The 21,796-nt window shown below is 72.6% G+C and carries 18 protein-coding genes; 8 read left to right on the top strand and 10 right to left on the bottom strand.

Annotated elements, in window-relative coordinates:
• Positions 1–8: 8 nt before the first annotated feature.
• Positions 9–1,526: a serine/threonine-protein kinase gene (locus ACWC0C_RS23460; RefSeq protein ID WP_450865632.1), complete on the bottom strand. Its 1,518-nt coding sequence runs from the start codon at positions 1,524–1,526 to the stop codon at positions 9–11.
• Between the two features lie 222 nt (positions 1,527–1,748).
• On the opposite strand from ACWC0C_RS23460, the gene ACWC0C_RS23455 reads away from it, so the two are divergent.
• The gene (locus ACWC0C_RS23455; protein ID WP_449201342.1) at positions 1,749–2,000 is read left to right on the top strand and encodes a hypothetical protein; all 252 of its coding nucleotides are present in this window, start codon (positions 1,749–1,751) and stop codon (positions 1,998–2,000) included.
• An 11-nt stretch (positions 2,001–2,011) separates the two neighbouring features.
• Positions 2,012–3,187 carry an SPFH domain-containing protein gene (locus ACWC0C_RS23450; protein ID WP_449201341.1) on the top strand — a complete coding sequence of 392 codons (1,176 nt, stop codon included), beginning with the start codon at positions 2,012–2,014 and terminating at the stop codon, positions 3,185–3,187.
• Between the two features lie 64 nt (positions 3,188–3,251).
• Here ACWC0C_RS23450 and ACWC0C_RS23445 read toward each other — a convergent pair whose 3' ends face one another.
• Positions 3,252–3,884: an NAD(P)-dependent oxidoreductase gene (locus ACWC0C_RS23445; RefSeq protein ID WP_450865808.1), complete on the bottom strand. Its 633-nt coding sequence runs from the start codon at positions 3,882–3,884 to the stop codon at positions 3,252–3,254.
• A complete protein-coding gene (locus ACWC0C_RS23440; RefSeq protein ID WP_450865630.1) occupies positions 3,793–4,812 on the bottom strand; it encodes an EamA family transporter in 1,020 nt (339 codons plus the stop codon). The genes ACWC0C_RS23445 and ACWC0C_RS23440 overlap by 92 nt, the downstream gene beginning before the upstream one ends.
• Positions 4,813–4,890: 78 nt before the next feature.
• On the opposite strand from ACWC0C_RS23440, the gene ACWC0C_RS23435 reads away from it, so the two are divergent.
• A complete protein-coding gene (locus ACWC0C_RS23435) occupies positions 4,891–5,790 on the top strand; it encodes a LysR family transcriptional regulator (protein WP_450865628.1) in 900 nt (299 codons plus the stop codon).
• Here the strand turns inward: ACWC0C_RS23435 and ACWC0C_RS23430 are convergent.
• Positions 5,765–6,640 carry a helix-turn-helix transcriptional regulator gene (locus tag ACWC0C_RS23430; RefSeq protein ID WP_450865626.1) on the bottom strand — a complete coding sequence of 292 codons (876 nt, stop codon included), beginning with the start codon at positions 6,638–6,640 and terminating at the stop codon, positions 5,765–5,767. The two genes, ACWC0C_RS23435 and ACWC0C_RS23430, sit on opposite strands and share 26 nt — an antisense overlap.
• Before the next feature lie 205 nt (positions 6,641–6,845).
• Here ACWC0C_RS23430 and ACWC0C_RS23425 point away from each other — a divergent pair, with 205 nt between their 5' ends.
• A complete protein-coding gene (locus tag ACWC0C_RS23425) occupies positions 6,846–8,267 on the top strand; it encodes an MFS transporter (RefSeq protein ID WP_450865625.1) in 1,422 nt (473 codons plus the stop codon).
• 85 nt (positions 8,268–8,352) lie between these two features.
• Here the strand turns inward: ACWC0C_RS23425 and ACWC0C_RS23420 are convergent, their stop codons facing one another.
• The gene (locus ACWC0C_RS23420) at positions 8,353–9,135 is read right to left on the bottom strand and encodes an MBL fold metallo-hydrolase (RefSeq protein ID WP_450865623.1); all 783 of its coding nucleotides are present in this window, start codon (positions 9,133–9,135) and stop codon (positions 8,353–8,355) included.
• 88 nt (positions 9,136–9,223) lie between these two features.
• On the opposite strand from ACWC0C_RS23420, the gene ACWC0C_RS23415 reads away from it, so the two are divergent.
• The 3 genes from ACWC0C_RS23415 to ACWC0C_RS23405 all read left to right on the top strand — a co-directional run bounded on the left by ACWC0C_RS23415 (position 9,224) and on the right by ACWC0C_RS23405 (position 12,401).
• Positions 9,224–9,835: a CGNR zinc finger domain-containing protein gene (locus ACWC0C_RS23415; RefSeq protein ID WP_450865622.1), complete on the top strand. Its 612-nt coding sequence runs from the start codon at positions 9,224–9,226 to the stop codon at positions 9,833–9,835.
• A 277-nt stretch (positions 9,836–10,112) separates the two neighbouring features.
• Complete coding sequence (locus ACWC0C_RS23410) at positions 10,113–10,397, top strand: hypothetical protein (RefSeq protein WP_449201334.1); 285 nt, start codon at positions 10,113–10,115, stop codon at positions 10,395–10,397.
• Positions 10,398–10,571: 174 nt separating this feature from the next.
• On the top strand, positions 10,572–12,401 hold the full coding sequence (locus ACWC0C_RS23405) for a phosphatidylglycerol lysyltransferase domain-containing protein (RefSeq protein WP_449201333.1): 1,830 nt from the start codon (positions 10,572–10,574) through the stop codon (positions 12,399–12,401).
• On the opposite strand, the gene ACWC0C_RS23400 is transcribed toward ACWC0C_RS23405, so the two are convergent.
• The 5 genes from ACWC0C_RS23400 to ACWC0C_RS23380 form a co-directional block, all read right to left on the bottom strand.
• On the bottom strand, positions 12,364–16,779 hold the full coding sequence (locus ACWC0C_RS23400; protein WP_450865619.1) for a wHTH domain-containing protein: 4,416 nt from the start codon (positions 16,777–16,779) through the stop codon (positions 12,364–12,366). The genes ACWC0C_RS23405 and ACWC0C_RS23400 overlap by 38 nt on opposite strands.
• Positions 16,780–16,936: 157 nt before the next feature.
• A complete protein-coding gene (locus tag ACWC0C_RS23395) occupies positions 16,937–17,644 on the bottom strand; it encodes a hypothetical protein (protein ID WP_450865617.1) in 708 nt (235 codons plus the stop codon).
• 169 nt (positions 17,645–17,813) lie between these two features.
• Complete coding sequence (locus ACWC0C_RS23390) at positions 17,814–19,223, bottom strand: HAMP domain-containing sensor histidine kinase (protein ID WP_450865615.1); 1,410 nt, start codon at positions 19,221–19,223, stop codon at positions 17,814–17,816.
• Entirely contained in the window at positions 19,224–19,958 is a 735-nt protein-coding gene (locus ACWC0C_RS23385; protein WP_449201329.1) for a response regulator transcription factor, read from the bottom strand. It lies immediately after the preceding gene.
• A gap of 404 nt (positions 19,959–20,362) precedes the next feature.
• Entirely contained in the window at positions 20,363–21,253 is an 891-nt protein-coding gene (locus ACWC0C_RS23380; RefSeq protein ID WP_450865612.1) for an NADP-dependent oxidoreductase, read from the bottom strand.
• 136 nt (positions 21,254–21,389) lie between these two features.
• Here ACWC0C_RS23380 and ACWC0C_RS23375 point away from each other — a divergent pair, with 136 nt between their 5' ends.
• Complete coding sequence (locus ACWC0C_RS23375; RefSeq protein WP_450865610.1) at positions 21,390–21,794, top strand: winged helix-turn-helix transcriptional regulator; 405 nt, start codon at positions 21,390–21,392, stop codon at positions 21,792–21,794.
• Positions 21,795–21,796: the final 2 nt, after the last annotated feature.

Below are 21,796 nucleotides of genomic sequence, written 5' to 3'. Positions count from 1 at the left end.
ACGGCGTGTCAGGCGTCGCCGCTCAGGCGGATGCCGCTCGCGGCGGTGTCGAAGATCGGGCGGTACTTGTGCCACTGCGCGTCCGGCGCGGAGAGGTAGACCGTGTACTGGGTGCCATCGGTGCTGGAGAAGGCCAGTTCCGCCGCACGGTACTTCCGTGCCCTTCCGTCGAAGGTGAACTCCCAGTACCCGGCGGGCCGCCCCCGGAAGGTCGTCGCGGCCATCCGCGCCCGCTCATAGCCGGGGTTGAGGCGACGGGTCTGGGCCTCCTCGTCGTCACGCCAGTGCTTGAGCGGATCGCTGCCGGCGAACCGTACGACGTTGACCCTGAGGCTCACCAGGCCGTCGTAGTAGGCGACCTCGCCGCCCGGCATCGCCTTGCTCTTCCAGCCGTCCGGCACGGGCACGGCGAAGCCGTAGCCGCTGTCCGCCTTCTCGAGGTGGTATCCGGCGGGCAGCGGCGGCAGGGTGGGGCTGGTGCTCGGAGCGGGGGTGGAGGCACCGGCCCGGGGGGTGTGGCTGCCCGGCCGGTCGGCACCGCCCTTGAACCACCACAGCGCGCCGCCCGCCACACAGGCGGCGAGTGCCACCGCCACGACCGACCGCACCACCGCACGGCGGCGGTCGCCGTTGCCCTTCCGCGCAGGAGGCACGAGGTCGCCGGAACGGTTCGGCCGCGTGGGGGGATCGACGGGAGCGGTGCGGGCGCCGGTCACCTCGCCCAGGCGGCGTTCCGCCTCGTGTACGTCCATGCGCTCGTCCGGCTCCTTGACGAGCAGGCCCTCGATCACCGGCGCCAGGTCCCCGGCGCTGCGCAGCGGCTCGTACGGTTCGGTTGCGATGGCGTACGCGATCTCGATGGGGGTGTCGCGCTGGAACGGGTGCCGTCCCTCGACGGCCTGGTACAGCGTTGCCCCCAGGGACCACAGGTCACTGGCGGGACCGGGCCCCTTGTCCCCGCTTCTGAGGCGTTCGGGCGCCAGGTAACGGATGGAGCCGATCAGCTCGCCGGACTTGGTCAGTGACGACGTACCCGACTCCATGGCGATCCCGAAGTCGGTGAGGACGATCCGCCGATCCTTGCCCAGCAGCACGTTGGCGGGTTTGACGTCCCGGTGCAGGACCCCGGCGTCGTGGGCGGCGCGCAGGGCGGCGGCCATGGCACGGCCGATCCGGGCGGCTTCCTCGGGCGGCAGCGCACCCTGGCGCTTCAGGACGTCACCCAGCGTGAGCGCGGGTATGTACTCCATGACGATGCACGGCAGACCCTCGTCATCGACGACGTCGTGCACCACGATCACGTTGGGGTGGGTGATGCGGGCGGCGCTGCGGGCCTCGCGCCGGGTGCGCTCGTGGAGCCTTTGGACCTCGTCGTCGTGCAGGTGCGGCGGGATGCGCAGTTTCTTCACGGCCACGTGGCGGCCGAGCAGCTTGTCCTCGGCACGCCACACGGTGCCCATGCCGCCGCTGCCCACCCGCTCCACCAGCAGGTACCGGCCGGCGACGAGCCGCCCAAGATCGGACACCGCGTCTCCTTCTGTACTTCCCGTTCGCGAATTGGGAACGTCGGCGAGGAAGGCACGATAACCCATATGAGTGACTGATCACGGTCGGCCGGGGAACCCGCCGCCACGCACGCCGTGGGGGCCAGCGCCCGGCAGACCGCCACCCGTTGGGTCCCGGCCCCCCTGGGTCTATCGTCTGAATTCCGGGGTCGGCCGGGATCAGGACGAGGAGGACGGCCGGTGATGCCGCAGGACGAGGCCGTGGTCGGCTGTATGGGCAAGGTGCTCATCGGGACGCGTGGAGCCGCGGGCCCCGGTGAGGTCCTGGTACGGGTCAGGGGCGGTTCAGAAACGTTTCTGGCGTGGTCCGAGGAGCCCCTGCCCGCGGGCGCTACGGTCCTCGTGATCGAATCACGGGGATGCCGCGAGGTCGGCGTCATCGAGTGGGTGGATCCATTGGACGCGCTCGGCGCAGACGCCGCCGGCGCAAGCTGAGGAGTACAGGCATGTTCGGATACCGCGTTCCCGCTCCCGACGAGGCGATGCTGATCTCGGGCGGCAGGCGGGGACTGGGGGGCGCTCCGTTCCGCGTGGTCACGGGCCACGGGAAGTTCGTGCTTCCGGTCTTTCGCAAGGTCCGCTTCCTCACCCTGTCGATGTGTGAGGCCGAGGTCACCGAGACCTGCGTGACCAAGCAGGGCATCTCGCTGCACGTCCGCGCGGTCATCGCGTTCAAGGTCGGCAACGACCACGAGAGCATCATCAACGCCGGTCAGCGCTTCCTCTCCGACCAGGAGCAGATGTCGGTGCTCACCGGCCGGATCTTCGCCGGCCACCTGCGGGCCATCATCGGCTCGATGACGGTCGAGGAGATCGTCACCGAGCGGCAGAAGCTCGCCGCCGAGGTCCTCGACACCTCGAAGGTGGAGATGGCCAAGATCGGCCTGATCGTCGACTCGCTCCAGATCCAGTCGATCGACGACGGCGACACCGGCTACATCGCCGCGATGTCCGCCCCGCACAAGGCGGCCATCCAGCGCCAGGCCCAGATCGCCCAGGCACAGGCCACCCAGGCCGCGGTCGAGAAGGAGCAGGAGGCGGCCCGTAAGCAGGCCGAGTACGCCCGGCAGACCGCCATCGTCAAGGCCGAGTACTCCGCCGAGGTGGACCGCGCCCAGGCGCAGGCCGCGCAGGCCGGTCCGCTGGCGCAGGCCCACGCCCAGAAGGAGGTGCTGGCCGCCCAGACGGAGCTGGCCCAGCGCCAGGCCGAACTGCGTCAGAAGCAGCTGGTGGCCGAGGTCGTGAAGCCCGCCGAGGCCGAGGCCGAGCGGGTGCGGATCCTCGCCGCCGCCGAGGCCCAGCGGATGAAGATCCAGGCGGAGGCCGCGGCCTCCTACGACCGGGTCGCGCTCGACCGGATGCTGATCGACCAGCTCCCGCAGATCGTGAAGGAGGCCGCGGGCGGCCTGTCCGGCGCCAACGTCAACGTCCTGAACGGCGCGGACGGCCTCGGCGAGATCGCCGCCGGCCTGGTCTCCCAGGGCCTGACGATCCTCGACTCGGTCCGGCAGAACCTGGGCGGCCAGGACAAGGACACCAAGGACGGCGACAGGGGGCTGCTCCAGCTGCACCCGGGCAGCAAGGACGGGAAGTCGGACGACGGTCCCGTCGACCTGGACTAGTCGCTCCGCGGGCTCGGCAGGGGGTGCCGCGGCCGGCTTTCGTCCGCGGCTCCGTCGTGGCTGGTCACGCCGTTCCCCGCGCCCCTTCGGGGCGCTGGTGTACGACCGTGATGTGAGGGTCAGGGCCGGGACGCTCCAGCTCGTCCAGCGCCGCGGCTGCCAGGTCCTCGGCGCTGATCCATGACCGGCCGTCGGCATCCGTCAGCAAAGTGTCGGTGCCGCGCCGGTAGCGGCCGGTCCGTGCGCCGGGTTCCAGTACGGCCGGTGGGCTCAGGTAGACCCAGTCGGCAGCGGCGTGGGCCCGGCAGGCACGGAGCTGGGCGACGCCGGCGGTCGCCACGGCCCGGTGTTCGGCCGGTACGTAGACGGGGTTGTAGGCGACCGGCAGGTCCGGGTCGCCGGGGCTGCGCAGGGCGCCGGCGCCGCCGATCACGAGGACGCGGATCCCGAGCCGGGCGGCGGCGTCCAGCACGGTGCGGGTGGCGGTGACCAGGAACTCATGGTCGGCCGGGACGGTCCGCACGGTCAGGACGACGGCGTCGGAGCCGGTCAGCGCCTCCGGTACGGCGTGCGGGTCGGTCACGTCCACAGCGACCGGCGTCACCTCAGGGTCGTCGCTCGCCGGTGGCTTCCGGGACAGCGCCAGCACGCGGTGTCCGCGCACTCTCGCCTCGCCGGCCACCCGGGCGCCGACCATCCCGGTGGCCCCGAGCACGGCGATCGTCATCGATCCTGTCCTCATCGAGATTCGCTTCCTTCGTTAGGGGTCCCGTGGGACCGAGTTGCGCCGCCACCAGCGCGGTCAGCGCCAGGGCGAAGCCCAGGGTCTGCGGCAGGCTCAGCGACTCGCCCTGGGCGGTGCCGATGACGGTCGCGACCAGCGGGGACAGCAGCACCAGCGGTGCGGTCGCGGCGACCGGCAGCCTGCCGATCCCGCGGAACCACAGCGTGTAGGCGATCAGCCCGCCCATGCTGCCGAGCCACAGATAGCCGCCGGCGGCGCCCGCGTCGATCCGCTGCGGCACCCCCTCGGCCGCCAGGGTGAGCGGGAGCAACAGCAGCCCGCCGACGGTCAGTTGCCAGCCCGCCAGGGTCAGCGGGCCCACGCCCGCCGGGCGGCCCCAGCGCTTGGTGAGGACGACCCCGGCGGCCATGGTGACCGTGTGACCGAGGCCTGCCAGCACGCCGACGGCGTCCAGCCGGGCCCGCGGTCCGAGGACGACGAGGCCGACGCCGAGTACGCCGAGCGTGCCCCAGGCCAGCCGCCAGGCCGTGGGCCGGTCGTGGAGCAGGGCCAGGCCGAGCACGGCGACGAGCAGCGGCTGGGTGGCGCCGAGGGTGCCGGCGACACCGCCGGGGAGCCGTTCGGCGGCCACGAACAGCAGGGGCATGGCGCCGATGTTGAGGACGCCGAGGACCACGGTCTTCCACCACCACTCCCCGCGCGGCAGCACCCGGGTGATCGCCAGCGCGAGCAGCCCGGCGGGCAGGGCACGCATCAGGCCCGCGAACATCGGGTGCCCGGGCGGGAGCAGCCGCGTGGTGACCACGTAGGTGGTGCCCCAGGACGCGGGGGCGAGGGCAGTCAGCAGGACGGTGGTCGCCTGCGCCTTGTACCGATGCATGAGGGAAGTCTCGGCCGGGCGCATGCATGATTCCAAAGCATGGTTGTCATCACAGCGATGACGGATCACGATGGATCGATGGACCTTCAGCAGCTGCGCTACGTCGTCGCCGTCGCCGACACCCTCAACTTCACCCGTGCCGCGGAGCGCTGTCAGGTGGTGCAGTCCGCGCTGAGCCACCGGATCGCCGCGCTGGAGCGGGAGTTGGGGGTCCGGCTGTTCGCCAGGTCGAGCCGCCGGGTCGAACTGACCGGCGCCGGTGCGGCGTTCCTCGCCGGGGCGCGCGAGTGCCTGGCCGCCGCCGACCGTGCGGTGGCCGACGCCGCCGCCGCGACCGGCGTGGTGCGCGGGCGGCTCGCCGTCGGCGTGATCGTGACCACGGCCGCCGTGGACGTACCCGAACTGCTGCAGCGGTACCGGGCGCAGCACCCGGACGTCCGGGTCGTGCTGCGGTCCGGGCGCAGTGACGAGCTGGCGGCGGCGATCCGCGCCGGGGAGCTGGACATCGCCTTCCTCGGCCTGCCGGAGGGTGAGCGGCCGGCCGGTCTGGAGACCGTCGTGCTCGATCACGACGAACACGTACTGGTGGTACCGGCCGGGCACCGGCTGGCAGGCGCCTCGCGGGTCACGCTGGCGGAGATCGCCGGGGAGACGTTCGTGGACTTCGTGGCCGGGACGCCCGCCCGCGCCCAGTCCGACCGGGCGTTCGCCGCCGCGGGTCTGGCCCGCGACGTCGCGTACGAGGCGGGTGTCGTGGAGCTGATCACCCGGCTGATCGCGCGGGGTCTCGGTGTCGCGCTGCTGCCGTCGGCGTTCATCCGGCCGCTCGCCGCCGGCGATCCCGGCCTGGCCCTGGTCCCGGTGGTCGACGGGCCGCGCCGGCTGGAGTACCTGGCGTGGAGCCGGTTCAACCCGAGCCCGGCCACCCGGGCGATGCTCGACGTCCTCGGGGTCAGAGAGCCCTCGACACGGTCCTGAGGTCCGCCGTACTGGCCGCCAGCAGGCGCAGGGCGGCGTCGGACGGGGAGCCGGGCTCGGCCGTGTAGGCGATCAGGCGCTGGCCCGAGGTTCCGGGCAGGTCGAGGTTCTCGAAGCTCAGCTCCAGGGCGCCGACCGCCGGGTGGTGCAGGGACTTGGCCCCCGAGGTGCAGGTGCGGACCGGGTGCCGGGCCCAGAGGGCGCTGAACTCGCCGCTGTGGATGGAGAGTTGGCCGATCAGTTCGGCCAGGGCGCGGTCGTCGGGGTGGCGGCCGGCGACCAGCCGCAGGGAGGCGACCGCGAGCAGGGCCTCCTCCTTCCGGTCGGCGTACAGGTCCTGGTACCGCTCGTCCAGGAACAGCATCCGGATCAGGTTGGGGCGCTGTCCGGGCGTGTCCGGGGCCTGCCGGGGCAGGTGGGCGGCGAGCAGCGCGTGGCCGAGCGGGTTCCAGGCGAGGACGTCGCCGCGCCGGTCCAGGATGAGCGCGGGTACGTCGGCCATGGCCGCGAGCAGCTGGCGGGCCGACGCGGTCGCCCGTTCCGCGCGGGGTACGGCGGTGCGGCGGGCGCCGACGGGGCGGGCCAGGTCCTTGAGGTGGGCGGTCTCGTCCTCGGTGAGCCGCAGGGTGCGGGCGATCGCCTCCAGCACGGAGTCCGAGACACCGGCCGCGCGGCCCTGTTCGAGGCGGGTGTAGTGGGTGATGCTCACGCCGGCGAGCAGGGCCAGCTCCTCGCGGCGCAGGCCGGCGACCCGGCGGCGGGTCGGCGGGGCCGCGAGCCCGACGTCCTCGGGCCGCAGCGCGGCCCGCCGGGACTTGAGGAAGTCTCCCAGTTCGGACGGGGCGTCCATCGGTGCCTCCTGGATGTCGGGTGTCCCTGGTCGCGGGGCGGCCGTCGTCCATCATGCCCGCCGGGCCGTACGACCGGGAGCCGTGAGGGTGGTCATGCGATGACCACCCTCACGGCGGCCCGTCAGCGGACGGTTCTGGCTGGGCCGCCCGGACCGGACGAGCCTCTTTCTCCACAACCCCCTGCCGGAGAAAGGAACCACCGTCATGTCCATCCTCGCCGAGCGGCAAGCCGGCACCACCCTCACGCCCCGCCTCCGCCTGGTGCTGCTGGTACTGCTCGCGGCCCAGTTCATGCTGGCCGTGGACTTCTCGATCCTGAACGTGGCGCTGCCGGTGATCGGCGCCGGCCTGGGCTTCTCACTGGCCCACCTGCAGTGGATCGGCACCGCGTTCGCGCTGTGCGCGGCCGGGTTCACCCTGCTGTTCGGGCGGGTCGCCGACCTGTTCGGCCGCCGTCGGCTGTTCCTCGGCGGGCTGGTGGTCCTCGGCGCGGCCTCGCTGGCGGGCGGGCTGGCGCAGAGCCCGGAGCTGCTGATCGCCGCCCGCGTGTTCCAGGGCCTGGCCACCGCCGCCGTGACCCCCGCGGGCCTGTCCCTGCTGACGACCTCCTTCCCCGAGGGGCCGCTCAGGGAGAAGGCGCTCGGTCTCAACGGGGCACTGATGTCGGCCGGGTTCACCACCGGCGCGATCCTCGGCGGCCTGCTGACGGACCTGCTGTCCTGGCGGTGGTCGTTCTTCATCAACGTGCCGGTCGCCCTGGCCGTCCTGTTCGTCGCGCCCGCCGTCGTCGCCGAGTCCCGGCCCGAGGAGCGGCCGAAGCTGGACGTGCCGGGCGCGGTCACCGTCACGCTCGGCCTGCTGGCCGTCGTCCTCGGTCTCACCCAGGCCGGCGAACACGGCTGGGACTCGCCCGCGGCCCTGCTGCCGCTGGCCGCCGGAGTCCTGCTGCTCCTCGCCTTCCGGGCCGTCGAACGCCGGGTGGCGGAGCCGCTGGTGCCGCTCGGCGTGCTCGGGCGGCGGACGGTGGCCTGGGGCAATCTCGCCGGTCTGATCGCCTTCGTCACCGAGACGTCCCTGGTGTTCCTGCTGACCCTCTACCTCCAGGAGGTGCTCGGCTTCTCCCCACTGGCCGCCGGGCTGTCCTTCGGGGTGCTGGGCATCGGCACGGTCGTCGGCGGCACGATCGCCCCGCGGGTCATCGGCCGCGCCGGTGCCACGCCGGCCCTCGTCGCCGGCGGTCTCGTCCAGACCGTGTTCACGGCGGCCCTGCTCGGCCTCGGCACCGGCCACGCCTCACTCTGGCTGCTGCTCGGCGCCACCTTCGCCGGGGGCGTGGGCAACATGCTGGTGATCGTCGGCTTCATGGTCACCGCGACGTCCGGCCTGGCCGACGGTGAGCAGGGTCTGGCCACCGGGTTGGCCACGATGACCCAGCAGATCGGGATCACCATGGGTACGCCGGTGATGAGTGCGGTCGCTACGGCGGCGATGACCGGTGCCGGCGCGGCGGGGGTCCTGGCCGGACTGAAGACGGCGATCGGGGTGAACGCGGCGCTGGTACTGCTCGGTACGTTCGCCAGTGCGGTGTTCCTTGGGCGGCAGCCGTCTCGGGGGGTGCGGCAGTAGCCCGGCTGCGGGTGCGTCGTGGCTGGTCGCGCAGTTCCCCGCGCCCCTGGGGAACTGCAGTGCCCCGCCCGCCACAGAACCCCGCTCAGTCCAGCTCGAGCCGGTCCGCCAGGCCCGCCTTCTCGAACGCCGTCACCACGTCCTGCCGCGTCTCGGTGAAGTGGGCCCAGCTGTCGCAGTGGGCCGGGATCACCCGGCGGGCGGCGAGGAGGCGGGCGGCGGTGGCCGTGCCCTCACCGTCGAGGACGAGGAGGGCGTCGTCGAGGACGGGCATCCGGGGCGCGCCGGCGAAGAGGACGGCGGTGTCGACGGGGCCGTACCGGTCGGCGATCTCCTGGACCAGTTCCAGGGAGGCGTTGTCGCCGCTGACGTAGACGCTGGGCAGGTCGGCGGAGGTCAGCAGAAAGCCGGTGACCTCGCCGACGAGCGGCTCGGAGCCCTCGGGGCCGTGCAGGGCCGGCGCGGCGGTGACGGTGACCGTGCCGCCGTCGGGACGGGCCAGCTCGACGGACTGCCACGGGGTGAGCGGCTCGGTGGTGCCGCCGAGCCGGCCCGCCGCGGCCGGTGTGGTGAGGGTGCGCGGGGCCGCCTCGAGCAGGGCCCGACCGGAGTGGTCGAGGTTGTCGGCGTGCTGGTCGTGCGAGAGCAGGACGACGTCCACCGGGCCGAGTTCGGCGGCGCTCGTGCGGGGCGGGGCGGTCTTGGTCAGGATGCGGCCGCTGGGCGAGGGGTAGTCGCCGGGGTCGTCGAAGGTGGGGTCGGTGAGGAAGCGGAGTCCGCCGTACTCGATGAGGACGGTGGGGCCGCCGAGGACGCGGACCGGCACGCGCTCTTCGGCCTTGGCAATGGGGGACGGCGTTGCGGTCATGTGGGCTCACCTCACGGATAGAAGGAGTTCATCCGTGAGAGACAGTAGAGCCTTCTCACGGATGCGCGCAAGACGTACCATGAGACTCGTGACAGAGAGCGTGCGCGGGAGCGGCCGGCCCGCCCCGTACCCCCCGGCGCCGGGCGCGGAGCAGTACCCCGCCCTGGACCTCGCCAACAGCGCTGTCGCCCTGCCCGGCGGACAGCGCGTCGACCTGCTCGACACGCCCGCCGCCGCCCAGGACTGGCTCGTGCACCACAGCCTCGCCCCCGCCGACGCCGATCTGCGCGAGACCTGCGCGACCCGGCTGCGCTCCCTGCGCGAACAGATCCGCGCCCTGCTCGCCGCCCGGGTCGAGGCCCGCCCCGCCCCCGCCGACGCGCTGGACGCGGTCAACACCGCCCTCACCCGCGCCCCCGCCGCCTCCCTGCTGCACTGGTCCGCCGACCGCGGCCTGTACCGGGCGGCGACCCACCCGACCACCCAGATCGTCGAACACGCCCTGGCCGCCCTCGCCGCCGACGCCGCCGACCTGCTCACCGGCCCCGACGCCGACCGCCTCACCGCCTGCGGCTCCACCCCCTGCAACCGCTACCTGCTGCGCCACGGCCGCCGCCACTGGTGCTCCACCCGCTGCGGCGACCGCGCCCGAGCGGCCCGCGCCTATGCCCGCCGCACGACACGGGCAGGGGGCGACTGAGCCCGACGCGTCCCATGCCGTCAGCTCCGCGCACACCGCGTCGTCACCCGGAAGTGACAGCCGACACACAGCGCGACGTCGGCCGGCGGGGCCTGCCGCCAGCGCGCCCGTACGGCCGCGTTCGCGTCCTCGGCCATCATGGAGCGTCCGCGCTCGCAGTCCCGGCCGCCCGGCCGGGCGGGCGTCCTCGGCGCCGGTCCAGCCGACCCTACGTATTGTAGGTTCCCAACCGCCAGCGGCCGCAGGGCTGTTCATTCGTCTGTTCACCGGGGGATCCATGCAGGACACGGAAACGGAGGCCGGCGGGGAGCTCTGTGCGCGCACCCTGGCGCCGACACTGGCCCTGCTGGTCGTCAGCCTCCTCATCGCCGCCGTCGGCGTGTACGAGCTGTGCGGCTTCGGGCTGCACAGCCTCGACCGGCGCCCACACCTGTTCAGCGACGGCCTCGCGACCGGCGGGGTGATCGTCGCCGCGGTCGCGGCCGGTGCGGCGGTCGGCAACCTGGCCTGGCACCTGGTGACGGCCCGGCGTGGCGGGGAAAGACCGGGTAAGGCCGGATAAGGCCAGGTAAGAGGCGCGGCACAGAAAGCACTCAGGAAGACCGGATGCCGGTACGCTCCTCTCCCGAAGACCAGCCAGTCGCACTACCCTACAGACTGTAGGGTCAGGATGCCTCGTCCGGGATCACACCGTCCGGGGCTGCCCCGTCCCCCTCTCTCAAGGTGACCAGTCACCATGCCCGCACAGCAGTCGACCGTTACCTCCCCGCAGGTCCCCGCCCAGCGCGGCCCGCGCCGCGCACCGCAGCTGCCGCTGCCCGGCCCCCGCCTGCGTGCGCGGGCGGCCGCGGCCACCGTGTGGTACCTCCGGCTGATCGCAGTCTTCAACATCATCGCGGTGATGTCGCTGCCGTTCCGCAAAGAAGTCCAGGAGCACAACGACGGCAAGCTCTTCACCGCCCGCCACGTACACGCGCACGTCCACCACGCCGGCCAGTTCTTCACCCCGTACCTGGCCACCGCGGGCCTGGCCTCGGCCGCCGCGGCGATCTTCCTGGCGCTGGTGATGCGGCGCGGCAAGCGAGCCGCGTGGCTGGTCAACATGCTGCTCGCCGGGCCCCTGTTCGCGCTCTACGTCCTCGCGCTCACCCAGCACCCGTTCCGCGACCACGCCTTCAACTGGGTCTCCACCGCCCTCACCGGCCTCTTCGTGGCCGCGCTGCTGATCGGCCGCCGTGAGTTCAACGCCATCGGCGACCCCGCCAACCCGAAGCTCGCGCTGGCCGTCGGCGCCGGCGGCGTCCTGCTGACCGGCGGTCTCGGCACCCTGCTCGTGCACGCCACGAACAAGCTGACCGGCGCCACCTGGTACGACGAGCTGGCCTACAGCCTGCTGCGCGGCATCAGCGTCGGCCCGCTGGCCGACCGGGTCGACTCCGTGCACGCGCCCCGCTGGGTCGACATCATCATCAACATCCTGCTCGCCGCCGCCTTCTGCCTGGTCCTGTACGCCTGCTTCCGCTCCCCGCGCGGCCGCCGCCTGCTCACCCCGGACGACGAGGAGCAACTGCGCGCACTGCTCGACAAGCACGGCGCCCGCGACTCCCTCGGCTACTTCGCGCTGCGCCGCGACAAGGCCGCCATCTTCTCCCCCACCGGCAAGGCGGCCGTCACCTACCGTGTCGTCGGCGCCGTCTCCCTCGCCTCCGGCGACCCGATCGGCGACCCCGAGGCCTGGCCCGGCGCCATCGACGCCTGGCTCACCGAGGCCCGGCGGCACGCCTGGACCCCGGCCGTCATGGGCGCGAGCGAGGAGGCCGGCACGATCTACGCCCGCCACGGCCTGGACGCCCTCGAACTGGGCGACGAGGCGATCGTCGACATCGCCGACTTCACCCTCGACGGCCGCGCCATGCGCGTGGTCCGCCAGGCCCACAACCGGGTCAAGCGGGCCGGCTACACCGTCCGCATCCGCCGCCACGAGGACATCCCCGCCGACGAGATGGCCCTGCTCATCGACCGCGCCGACCACTGGCGCGACGGGGCCACCGAACGCGGCTTCTCCATGGCCCTCGGTCGCCTCGGCGACCCGGCGGACAGCCGCTGCGTCATGCTGGAATGCCGCGACGCGAACGACGAACCGCGCGCCCTGCTCAGCTTCGTCCCCTGGGGCGAGCACGGCCTCTCCCTGGACCTGATGCGCCGCGACCGGGACTGCGAGAACGGCCTGATGGAGTACATGGTCGTGGAACTCCTCCTGCACGCGAAGGAGCTGGGCATCCAGCGGGTGTCGCTGAACTTCGCGATGTTCCGCTCGGTCTTCGAACGCGGCGCCCGCCTCGGCGCCGGCCCCGTCCTGCGCCTGTGGCGCTCCACCCTCACCTTCTTCTCCCGCTGGTGGCAGATCGAGTCCCTCTACCGCGCCAACGCCAAGTACCGGCCGGTGTGGGAGCCGCGGTTCCTGCTGTTCGCCAAGTCCAGCGACATTCCACGGATCGGCTTGGCGTCCGCCCGGGCGGAGGGGTTTCTCACCTTGCCGGGGATGGGCGGCCGGTCGGAGTCGTAGGGGCCGCCCCAGGCGAGTCGTCCTCGGGCTCCATGACGAGTCCGGGGACGTGGGGGAGGGCGGTGCGGATGGTTTGGGCCACGCGCGGGAGGTCCACGCCCAGGCGGGTCAGGCGGGGGAGGAGTTCCGTCAGGGGGAGGCCGGAGTCGCGGGTGATCTGCAGGAAGTCCTCGACAGGGTTGCGCAGGGCCAGAGGCAGTTCCTCGCGATTCGGGCCGAAGCCCTCCCGGCACAGGCTCAGGTCGGTCTCGTCCAGGCCCTCCAGTTCCCGCACGGGGACCTCGAACCCGAACTCGATGAGACGGCGCGTGACCTCCTCTCGCTCCATCAGCAGCCTGTGCGGCACCTTGACGAGATGGAACAGCGGCACCGCCCCGCCCCAGCCCGTAGAGCCTTCCACCGTGAAATCGACCAGGTCCTTGTCATGCCTGCTCGGCTTCACAGGCGCCATGGCATGGGACGTGCGCACCCCATAGCGATGCAGACAGTCGATGACGGCCTGCGGTGACAGCCGGAAGTCGTCCGCCGCCCGAAGAATCGTCAGCATGGGCACGGTATCGACCGTCAGGTCGTCCGCACCCAGCGGCAACAGGCCGAAGATCCCGGTGATCACCTGCTCGTCTTCCGGCTCCATGCGCTCGGGGAGCGTGACGTACCGCGGCAGCAGTCCGTAGGCGCGCATCCGCTCAGCCGCTTCCCTCGGCGGCAGCCCGCTGGCCTCGGCGCGCTCGACCAGCCGCATCAGGGAGACCTCGCGTGACGTACCGGAAGGGTCGGAAACGTCCAGGAGAGCGAGGTCTGCGTCCGCGACTCGCTCCGGCAGGCTGCCGGTGGTCAATCCCAGCGTGCCCAGCCGGTGCGCGATGTCGGAAAGCGCGGCGCCCGAACGGACAGCCGCCTGGGCCAGAAGGGCGGGAGGCACAGGGGAACGTACATCGAGCTGCCGCAGCGCGTGGTCCGGCCACCCCCAGGCGTCGCTCAGTCGCAGCAGCTCCCCCGCCGACCCCTCGGACAGTGCCCCCAGGTCGGGACGCAACCCGTAGTCGGCAAGCCGCCCGACGACCTCGTCCAGGGAGCGGTCCAGTACACGCACGGCCCGCACCAGGTGGCCGGCGAGGACCGGCCCGGACCGGTCAAGCCAGGGGTCCGATCCGTCCAGTCCGGAGCTGAGCAGGCGTATCACCCATTCCGCGGGCGTCTCGGTGCGCATGTTCTCGTCGGGCACACGGAAGCCCAACTTCCTCAGCCGGTCGAGCGCCTCGTCGATGCCGATGTTCAGCACCAAGTGCGCCTTGACCAAGTGCCCCGGTGGCACCGGGTCCGCGACAGGGAGCCAGCGGTCCGCGCTGAAGTACTCGCCGACTCCCCGAAGTGACCGGTCCAGCAACATGACAGTCGTGGCGTCGACGGGCACCTCGGCACGGGGCCGGTCCGGCGTCGGCAGGCCGAGGCGTTCCATGCGGTCCAAGACCTCGTCGTACGACATCCCGCAGACCATGGCCGCCGAGACGACATCCCCGGGATGCACGGGCTGGTCGTCCTGCGCCCGCCTGATCCACTGCCGCCTGATCCCCCGTCCGGTGGTCCTCGTGCGCATCCACACGTCCGACGGCAGCGCCGGCAGCACGGCCCGGACCCGCGACAACTCCGGTACGACGGCGGTCAGTGCCTCAAGTTCGGCGTTCGGCCGGTGCGCGAGCAACCGCCACAGCAATGAGGTTTCGTCCGGCACCATTCTTCTGAACCGAAGCGACTCGGCTCGCTGCGCGGCCGGGCCGGCCAAGTGGACGTGGAACACGTCGTCGGCAAAGAACCCCACCGTCCGCACTCTCGCGGCATGCCCGTTCACATCGAGCGAGACACCCGCCTCACCCGCCGCCTCGGTCACGATATCCGCGAGCCGAGGACTGTCCTGGGCCACCTCCGCCAGCCACTCCCCCGTAAGCAACGGCGGATCGGCAGCGAACAAGGCGGGCAGCGCAGCCCGGATCAACTCCTCGACCACCCTGTCCACATCCGGATCCAGGATCTCCGCCCGGTCCACGGACAGGTCCTTGGGCCGGGTCTTGCCCGTCAGGTTCACCACGACGCCGCGTAGCCGGCCGCCCTCCTCCGGTCCGGCCAGCACCCCGCGTCGTACCCGGGGCTCGATGAAGATGCCGTCGGCGAGGATGCCGCCCCCGTGCTCGCACCAGACCACCTGGCCGTCGACGCGCCGGCCGTCCTCGGGCCAGGAGACCGTGCGCCCATGGGCGACGAAGCCGTTCGCCGGGCCGCCCACCACTTCCCTGGGCTGCAGCGCCCCCGGTGCCCACGTCGCCTCCTGCGTCGTGCCGTGGATGGCCGTTGTGCGGAACTCCGCGATGCCCAGGAGGCGGCGCAGCTCCCTGACACATGAGGGCGCCATGTCCTCGTCGCGGAGATAGAGCCGGACCGTGGTGCCGACCGGCCCCCACTGTCCGGTGCGCGACACCCGGAAGTAGTGGCCGGGGCCAGTGATCAGCACCGTCAGCTGCTCCGGCCGGCCCGTGCCCGTGTGCTCGGGGCAGGTGGTGACCCGGATCTCGTCCGCGAGCATGAAGTAGCTGAGCACGCCGATGCCGAACCTGCTGTTCGGATGGACCGTGACCGCGCCGTCCCGCGCCTGCCACGGCATCTCCCGGAAGCGGGAGTGATCGCTGAAGCGGACCCCGGCCCGGGAGAACACCTCGGCCAGCACGGTCTCGTCCATCCCGATGCCGTTGTCCTCGCATTCGAGGAAGTACCGCTGCTCGACGGGGTCGTACCCCTGCCGGAAGGTGATCTTCCCCTGGTAGGTGTCCTGTCGGTCGCGCGCGAACCGGGAGGCGCGCAGGTACCGGCAGGCGTCCAGGGCGTTCTGGTACAGCTCGCGGATGGCGAGGCTGCGGTCGCGGTACAGGTTCTCGCCCATGAGGAGTTCCTGGATCCGCTCCTCGTCCAGCCGGAACCGGATCACCTCTCCGGCCTGCCGGGGCTCGCCCCACTCGTCCACCTCGCGCACCCCGTCGGCGTGCGCGTACACCGGCAGCGAACCGATCTCCTCGGTGGGCCGGGTGCGGCGCGCCTCGCGCAGCAACGCGTCCACGTACTGGGCGTGTTCGGTCAGCGCGGCCACGGCGGCGGGATGGTCGCACTCGGCGTCGAGGGCCAGGGCGTCCCCGAGCGGGCTCCACTGGGCGTCGTCCAGCCGCCTCAGCAACTGCCCCGGATCGACGGGGTCCGGGATCCCCACGTGCTTGACGACGGTCGACGGCAGGTCCGTCACCTCGATCGCCATGGCGTGGGCGATCGCGAACAGGGGGCCCACGAGACACTCGCGCACCGTCTGCGCGTCACACCCGTCGAAGTCCACGGGGAACGGGGTCTCCCACGGTCCGTCCGGTTTCCCGCCGAAGAGCTTGCGTGGTCCCAGGTGGGCGCAGGACAGCAGCCGGCCGAGCAGGGCGGGGTCCAGTACGGCCCCCATGTCGTCCACGACCACGCCCATGGCGTCCAGCACGTCGTCCAGCCGCCCCGCCTGCGTCTTCACCCACTGGTGGAACAGCCACCAGCCGATCTCCGGGCGCCCGTCGCTGCGGTCCGGGAGCGTCTGCGCGCGCAGCGCCTGGCGGATGAGCCGTTTGTGGTCGCGCAGTACACGGTTGTAGCTCTGCCGGCCCGCACCGCCCTGCGTCCGGTCGTCCAGGTTCGTCGGGTCCACGTGGCGCAGGACGGTGAGCGTCCACGCGCTGTGCACGTCGTACAGGAACGGCAGGAGCACGAGCAGAGCGGCCTCTGCGGGTGCCAGGGTCTGTTTGCCGAGGCGGGACTTGATGTCGGCCAGCCGCAGGTTGGTCCAGCGGGCCGTGCGGCGGGCGAGAGCGGGGTCGTACCAGGGGTCCTGGAGGAGCAGGTCCCGTTCCGCCTCGTGCAGTTCCGCGAGCCGGCTCACCGCCTCCAGGGTCAGTGCCCTGAGCGGTTCGACCTGGTCCGCGGCGGCGGGAGCGACGAGTGTCCAGGCCTTGGATCCCTCCGCCGCGCTCAGCCAGTCGCGCTGCACACCGCTGTCGCAGACGGCCGACGAGCGCACCGGGCGGCGGCCCTGGCGGCGCCGGCGTGCCTCGTCCCTCAGGCGGTCCCAGGCGTCGGGCCGGGGCGACGGCAGCGGCACGCGGCTGCGCTGGCGCGCCAAGGACTCCAGCGTCTCCAGGAACACCCGCACCCTGCGTCCCCGCCGGGGTACGACCCGGCCGGCGAGCCAGTCGTCGAGCCGCTGTTCCGCAACGCCCACCCTGTCGCTCAGCGACTGGGCAGAGGGTTCCCCCGCCGCCTCCCACAGCCGCCGCAGATGCTCCTCGTACTGCAGTGCCCCCGCCATCGCGCCCGTGCCCTCCCCGCCCCGTTCACTTCACCCCGGCCGTCCGCATCAACGTAACCACCAATGCCCGGGCCACACCCACCACTTCGCGCACCGACACACACGCGCGGGGGTCGTGCGCCACCGGAGGCCTCCCGGAACAGCCCGCGGACGCCGGTCAGCGCGTGGAGGACGGGGCGAGGACGGGCACGGTCAAGGAGTGGGCGGCGGAGTCGGGGAAGTAGGGCTCCGCGTCACTCGGCTGCCACCCGGGGTCGTAGGCGCAGGGCACGGTGGCACCGGCCGCGAAGTACTGCCGGTCCGCGTACCAGTCGAAGGACATCAGCTGCTCCCCGCCGTCCCGCTGGACGTAGAGCTTCCCGTCCCTGCCCTTGCCGCCCTCGCGGTACGACGAGACCTCCCAGCCCTCGTCCTCCAGACGCCGGTGCAGTCGGCGCAGGCCGGAGACCGCCTGGCTCTCGGGCACGTGGTCCAGCGCCCACTCGTGACTGAGCCGGTAGGCGGCGTCGACGGTCTTGTCCTCCATCCCCGTCCAGCCGCCGTCGTAGCAGTAGGCGGCGCTGAAGGTGTTCTCCGTACTGACGCCGACCTTCTCGACCCCCGGCCGGACAGCGCGCCTGAACCCCATGACGTCGTACGCCTCCTGGGAGTACCGGAAGACATCGCTCGCCCGCTCCTCGGGCGCGACGCGCGGGTAGTCCGTCGACCCCGCGTTGCAGACGAGCAGGGCGAGCACGACGAGTACGACGGCGAGCGCGACGCCCCCGCATCCCAGGCAGCCGATGCCCAGGGCGCGGCCCACGGAAGCGGCCGGGGCCGGTGCGGGGGCGGGGGTGTCGGTCGGTGGGGTGGTCTTCTCGGGCATACGGGGACCGTAGGACGGCGAGGGGGCCCGGCGGATGCGGGCGGGTACCCGGCTGGGCTGAGTACAGCTACTCAATCGTCACGCGGACCGCGCCCCGATGGGGCGCGGGGAACTGCGCGAGCAACCCCCGACGGAGCCGCACCCGGGAACGGAGAAGTACTCCCTGGCGCTATCCGCCCACCGTGAAACCGATCACCGCTCCCCCGCCCTCCCGCCGGAAGGCGAACGGCGCCCCGCCATGTGCCATGGCAACCTCCCGCACGATGGACAGCCCCAGGCCGGACCCCGGCAGGGACCTCGCGTCCGCCGCCCGGTAGAAGCGGTCGAAGATGCGGATCAGGTCGCCGTCGGCGATCCCCGGCCCCCGGTCCAGCACCTCCACCCGCACGGTCCCCGGCCGCGCCGGCCCGGTGATGTGGACCTCGATCGGCGACTTGCCGTTCCGGTCGAACTTGGCCGCGTTCTCCACCAGGTTGGACATGGCCCGCTGCAGCATCCCGGGCCGCCCGTCGGTCGTCGTGTCGCCGCTCGTGCGCAGCACGATCTCGCGTCCGGTACGGCGTTTGGCCAGCCCCACGACGTCCTCGGCGATGTCGGCCAGGTCCACCCGCTGCGGCGGCTCGGTGTCGGACTGCCCCGCGGCGAGGTCGACCAGCTCGTTGACCAGGTCGGTCAGTTCCCGCGCCTCCTGGGTGAGGTCGGCGACCAGTTCCTCCCGGGTGGCGGGGGGCAGCTCGTCGATGCGCCGGAGCAGCGAGATGTTCGTACGCAGGGACGTCAGCGGGGTGCGCAGCTCGTGTCCCGCGTCCTGGACCAGCCGCCGCTGGTCCTCCTCGGACTGGGCGAGGCGGCCCAGCATCCGGTCGAAGGAGCGGCCGAGGCGCCCCACCTCGTCCAGCCCGGCCACCGGCACCTCGATGCCGAGCTGACGGGTGCGGGCCACGTCCTCCGCCGCGGAGGTCAGAATCACCAGCCGCCGGGTGATACGGCGGGCCAGCCACCAGCCGAACAGACCGGCCGCCACCACGACCGCCGCCATCAGGATCAGCGTCCGCTGCTGCAGTGTCCGCAGCAGATCCTCGGTGTCGCTGAACTCCTGCGCGACCTGGACCGCGCCCCGCCCGTCGCCCAGCGAGACGGTGGCGATGCGGAACAGGTCCGAGTCCACCGGCACGTCCTTGTGCTGGACCACCCTCCCGGCCGTCTGCGCGAGCGCCATGGCCTTGTCACGGGAGGTGACGGGCAGGCTCGGGTTGCCGCGGTCCAGGATCTCGCCCTGCGCACCCAGCACCTGCACATCGGTGCGGGCGGGCCGGACCAGGTCGTGCCCGGGGCGGGAGGAGGAGAAGTCCTCGGGGACCATCTCGTGCTGCCGCACCTCGCTCTGGACGTCCTGCACGACCTGCGTGAACACCGACTGCTGGTCGACCCGGACCAGCCGCGCGGCGCTGCCGTACGACAGGATGCCGACGAGGATCGTGACGGCGGCGGTGACGGCCGCGAAGGACACGGCGAAGGTGGTGCGCAGGGAGACCAGCTTGGGCCGGCCCGGGGCCAGCAGCCGCCGCAGGCGGCCCACCTAGTCCTCCCGGAGCACGTAACCCACGCCCCGCACGGTGTGGATCAGCTGCGGGGCGCCGGGTTCGTCCAGCTTGCGGCGCAGGTAGCCGACGTACACGGCGAGGTTCTTCGAGCCGGGCCCGAAGTCGTAGCCCCAGATCCGGTCGTAGATCGTCGAGTGGTCGAGCACGATGCCCGCGTTGCGCACGAGCAGTTCCAGCAGCTCGAACTCGGTGCGGGTCAGTTCCAGCTCGCGCTTGCCGCGCCAGGCCCGGCGGGCCTGGAGGTCCATGCGGATGCCGGCGGCCTCCACCTGCCGGTCGGAGAGCTGGGCCTCCCGGCCGCCGCTGTCCGCGCCGCTCCCGGCGCCGCTGCCGGCGGGCACCGGGCTGGTACGGCGCAGCAGGGCGCGCAGCCGTGCGAAGACCTCTTCCACGTCGAACGGCTTGACCACGTAGTCGTCGGCGCCGGCGTCGAGGCCCGCGATGCGGTCGGCGGTCTCCACGAGGGCGGTGAGCATGAGGATCGGGGTGCGGTCGCCCTCGGCGCGCAGCACCCGGCAGACCTGGAGCCCGTCGATCCCCGGCATCATCACGTCCAGCACGAGGACGTCCGGCGGCGTCTTGTGGGCCTGTGCCAGCGCTTCCACGCCGTCGGCCACCGCCATCACCTCGTACCCTTCCAGGGTCAGGGCACGCTCCAGGGCATGGCGGATGGCACGGTCGTCTTCAGCGAGCAGCACAGTCTGGGGCACGCACCCAGTTTGCCAAGGTCTCCGGCGGTTCGGCCGGGACGAGCGGACCTACGATCACCCTTTTTACCGCCCTCTCACCGTCACACGGGCAACCCGACCCAGCGCCCTACCGTCTTCTCACCGCACTACTGCCGAGCCGGCACCGCCCGCCCGACCGGCCAGGGCCGCGGCGCGGCGAGCCGCTCGGCAACGGCCACCACATCCGGCCCCTCCCACAGCCACCGCACACCCAGCCCCGTCAGACCGCGAGCACGAGCCACTACGCGCGCCCCAAGCCCCTCAAGCCCCTCAGGCCACGGACCCCGGCCACCGCACGCCCCAAGCCCCTGAGGCCATAGACCCCACTCACCGCGCACCCCCAACCCCCTCGAGGCCACGGACCCAGCCACCGCACCCCCCGCCCCTCAAGGCACCAGCACCACCCGCCCCCGTACCCCGCCCTCCGCCAGCCGTGCGTGTGCCTTGGCCGCCTCCTCCAAGGGGTACGTCTCCGCCACCCGCAGGGTCAGCACCCCCTCGTCCACCAGCCGGGCCAGCCCCGCGAGCTGCGCCCCGTCGGCCCGCACCCAGACGTTCTCCAGGCGCACCCCCCGTTCCGCCTCGGGCAGCACCCCGTCACGGACCGCGACGAACGCGCCCCCGTCCCGCACCCACGCCAACGCCGGCGCCCCGAGCACCGCGGCGTCCAGCACCGCGTCCACGCTCCCCGGCTCCACCCCGTCGGCCGTGAAGTGCGCGGCACCGAGCGAACGCACCAGCTCCTCGTCGCCCGCCCGGGCGTGCCCGGTCACCTCGATCCCCCGGTGCGCGGCCAGCTGCACCGCGAACCCGCCGACCGCCCCCGCCGCGCCGGTCACCAGCAGCCTGCCGCCCGGCGCGAGATCCAGCAGGTCCAGGGCCTGCACCGCGGTCAGGCCGTTCAGCGGCAGGGTGCCCGCGTGCACCGCGTCCACCGAGGCGGGCGCCCCGGCCACCGTGTCCGCGTCCACGACGACGTACTCGGCGTGCGCCCCCAGCGGATCGGCCACGCCCGGCACCAGCGCCACCACCGGGTCACCGACCTGCCAGGCGGCGGGGGCACCCACCGCGTCCACGGTCCCGGTCACGTCCCAGCCGAGCCCCAGGGTCTTGCCGGCCCCGCCGAAGACGCCCGCACGCACGGCCGCGTCCACCGGGTTCAGCGCACCCGCGGCCACCTTGATCCGCACCTGCCGCGTCCCCGGCTCCGGCACCGGAACCTCCGCGATCTCCACGCTCTCCGGCCCGCCGAACGTCCTCACCACAGCAGCACGCATGTCAACTCCCCATGAGATCGAGGTACTTGATGGTTCCCGCGGCACCTTTCCGGCCGCACCACCAACCGTAGGAGAGCTACTATCGATTCGTAAGTAGTTACCTGAGAGTGCGTAGCCGACCCAGAGGTGAGAGCCCATGCCAACCACGACCGCCGCCCAGCGGCGCGAACAGGCCCGCGCCGACTACGACGCCTTCCTGCGCGAGTGCCCCACCAACCAGCTCCTCGGGCGACTCAGCGACAAGTGGGTCAGCCTCGTCGTCGCCGCCCTGGCCACCGGCCCCCAGCGCTACAGCGACATCGGCCGCAAGGTCGCGGGCGTCAGCCCCAAGATGCTCACCCAGACCCTGCGCACCCTCGAACGGGACGGCATCGTCAGTCGCACGGTCACCCCGTCCGTCCCGGTCCGCGTCGACTACGAACTCACCCCGCTCGGCGCCAGCCTCGCCGGCCTGCTGACCGCCGTGAAGGAATGGGCCGAGACCCACTTCGAGGAGGTACGAGGAGCCCGCGAGCGCTACGACGCACAGCACCCCGCCTGACC

The sequence above is a fragment of the Streptomyces sp. NPDC001709 genome, assembly GCF_053596375.1.
This window is presented reverse-complemented; position numbering and strand designations above follow the sequence as displayed.

Coding starts and splice junctions, on each gene's coding strand:
- ACWC0C_RS23375 (WP_450865610.1), top strand. CDS start 21,390: ATGCCAACCACGACCGCCGCCCAGCGGCGCGAACAGGCCCGCGCCGAC.
- ACWC0C_RS23400 (WP_450865619.1), bottom strand. CDS start 16,779: ATGGCGGGGGCACTGCAGTACGAGGAGCATCTGCGGCGGCTGTGGGAG.
- ACWC0C_RS23455 (WP_449201342.1), top strand. CDS start 1,749: ATGCCGCAGGACGAGGCCGTGGTCGGCTGTATGGGCAAGGTGCTCATC.
- ACWC0C_RS23395 (WP_450865617.1), bottom strand. CDS start 17,644: ATGCCCGAGAAGACCACCCCACCGACCGACACCCCCGCCCCCGCACCG.
- ACWC0C_RS23405 (WP_449201333.1), top strand. CDS start 10,572: ATGCCCGCACAGCAGTCGACCGTTACCTCCCCGCAGGTCCCCGCCCAG.
- ACWC0C_RS23435 (WP_450865628.1), top strand. CDS start 4,891: ATGGACCTTCAGCAGCTGCGCTACGTCGTCGCCGTCGCCGACACCCTC.
- ACWC0C_RS23410 (WP_449201334.1), top strand. CDS start 10,113: ATGCAGGACACGGAAACGGAGGCCGGCGGGGAGCTCTGTGCGCGCACC.
- ACWC0C_RS23425 (WP_450865625.1), top strand. CDS start 6,846: ATGTCCATCCTCGCCGAGCGGCAAGCCGGCACCACCCTCACGCCCCGC.
- ACWC0C_RS23420 (WP_450865623.1), bottom strand. CDS start 9,135: ATGACCGCAACGCCGTCCCCCATTGCCAAGGCCGAAGAGCGCGTGCCG.
- ACWC0C_RS23380 (WP_450865612.1), bottom strand. CDS start 21,253: ATGCGTGCTGCTGTGGTGAGGACGTTCGGCGGGCCGGAGAGCGTGGAG.
- ACWC0C_RS23430 (WP_450865626.1), bottom strand. CDS start 6,640: ATGGACGCCCCGTCCGAACTGGGAGACTTCCTCAAGTCCCGGCGGGCC.
- ACWC0C_RS23450 (WP_449201341.1), top strand. CDS start 2,012: ATGTTCGGATACCGCGTTCCCGCTCCCGACGAGGCGATGCTGATCTCG.
- ACWC0C_RS23445 (WP_450865808.1), bottom strand. CDS start 3,884: ATGGTCGGCGCCCGGGTGGCCGGCGAGGCGAGAGTGCGCGGACACCGC.
- ACWC0C_RS23440 (WP_450865630.1), bottom strand. CDS start 4,812: ATGCATCGGTACAAGGCGCAGGCGACCACCGTCCTGCTGACTGCCCTC.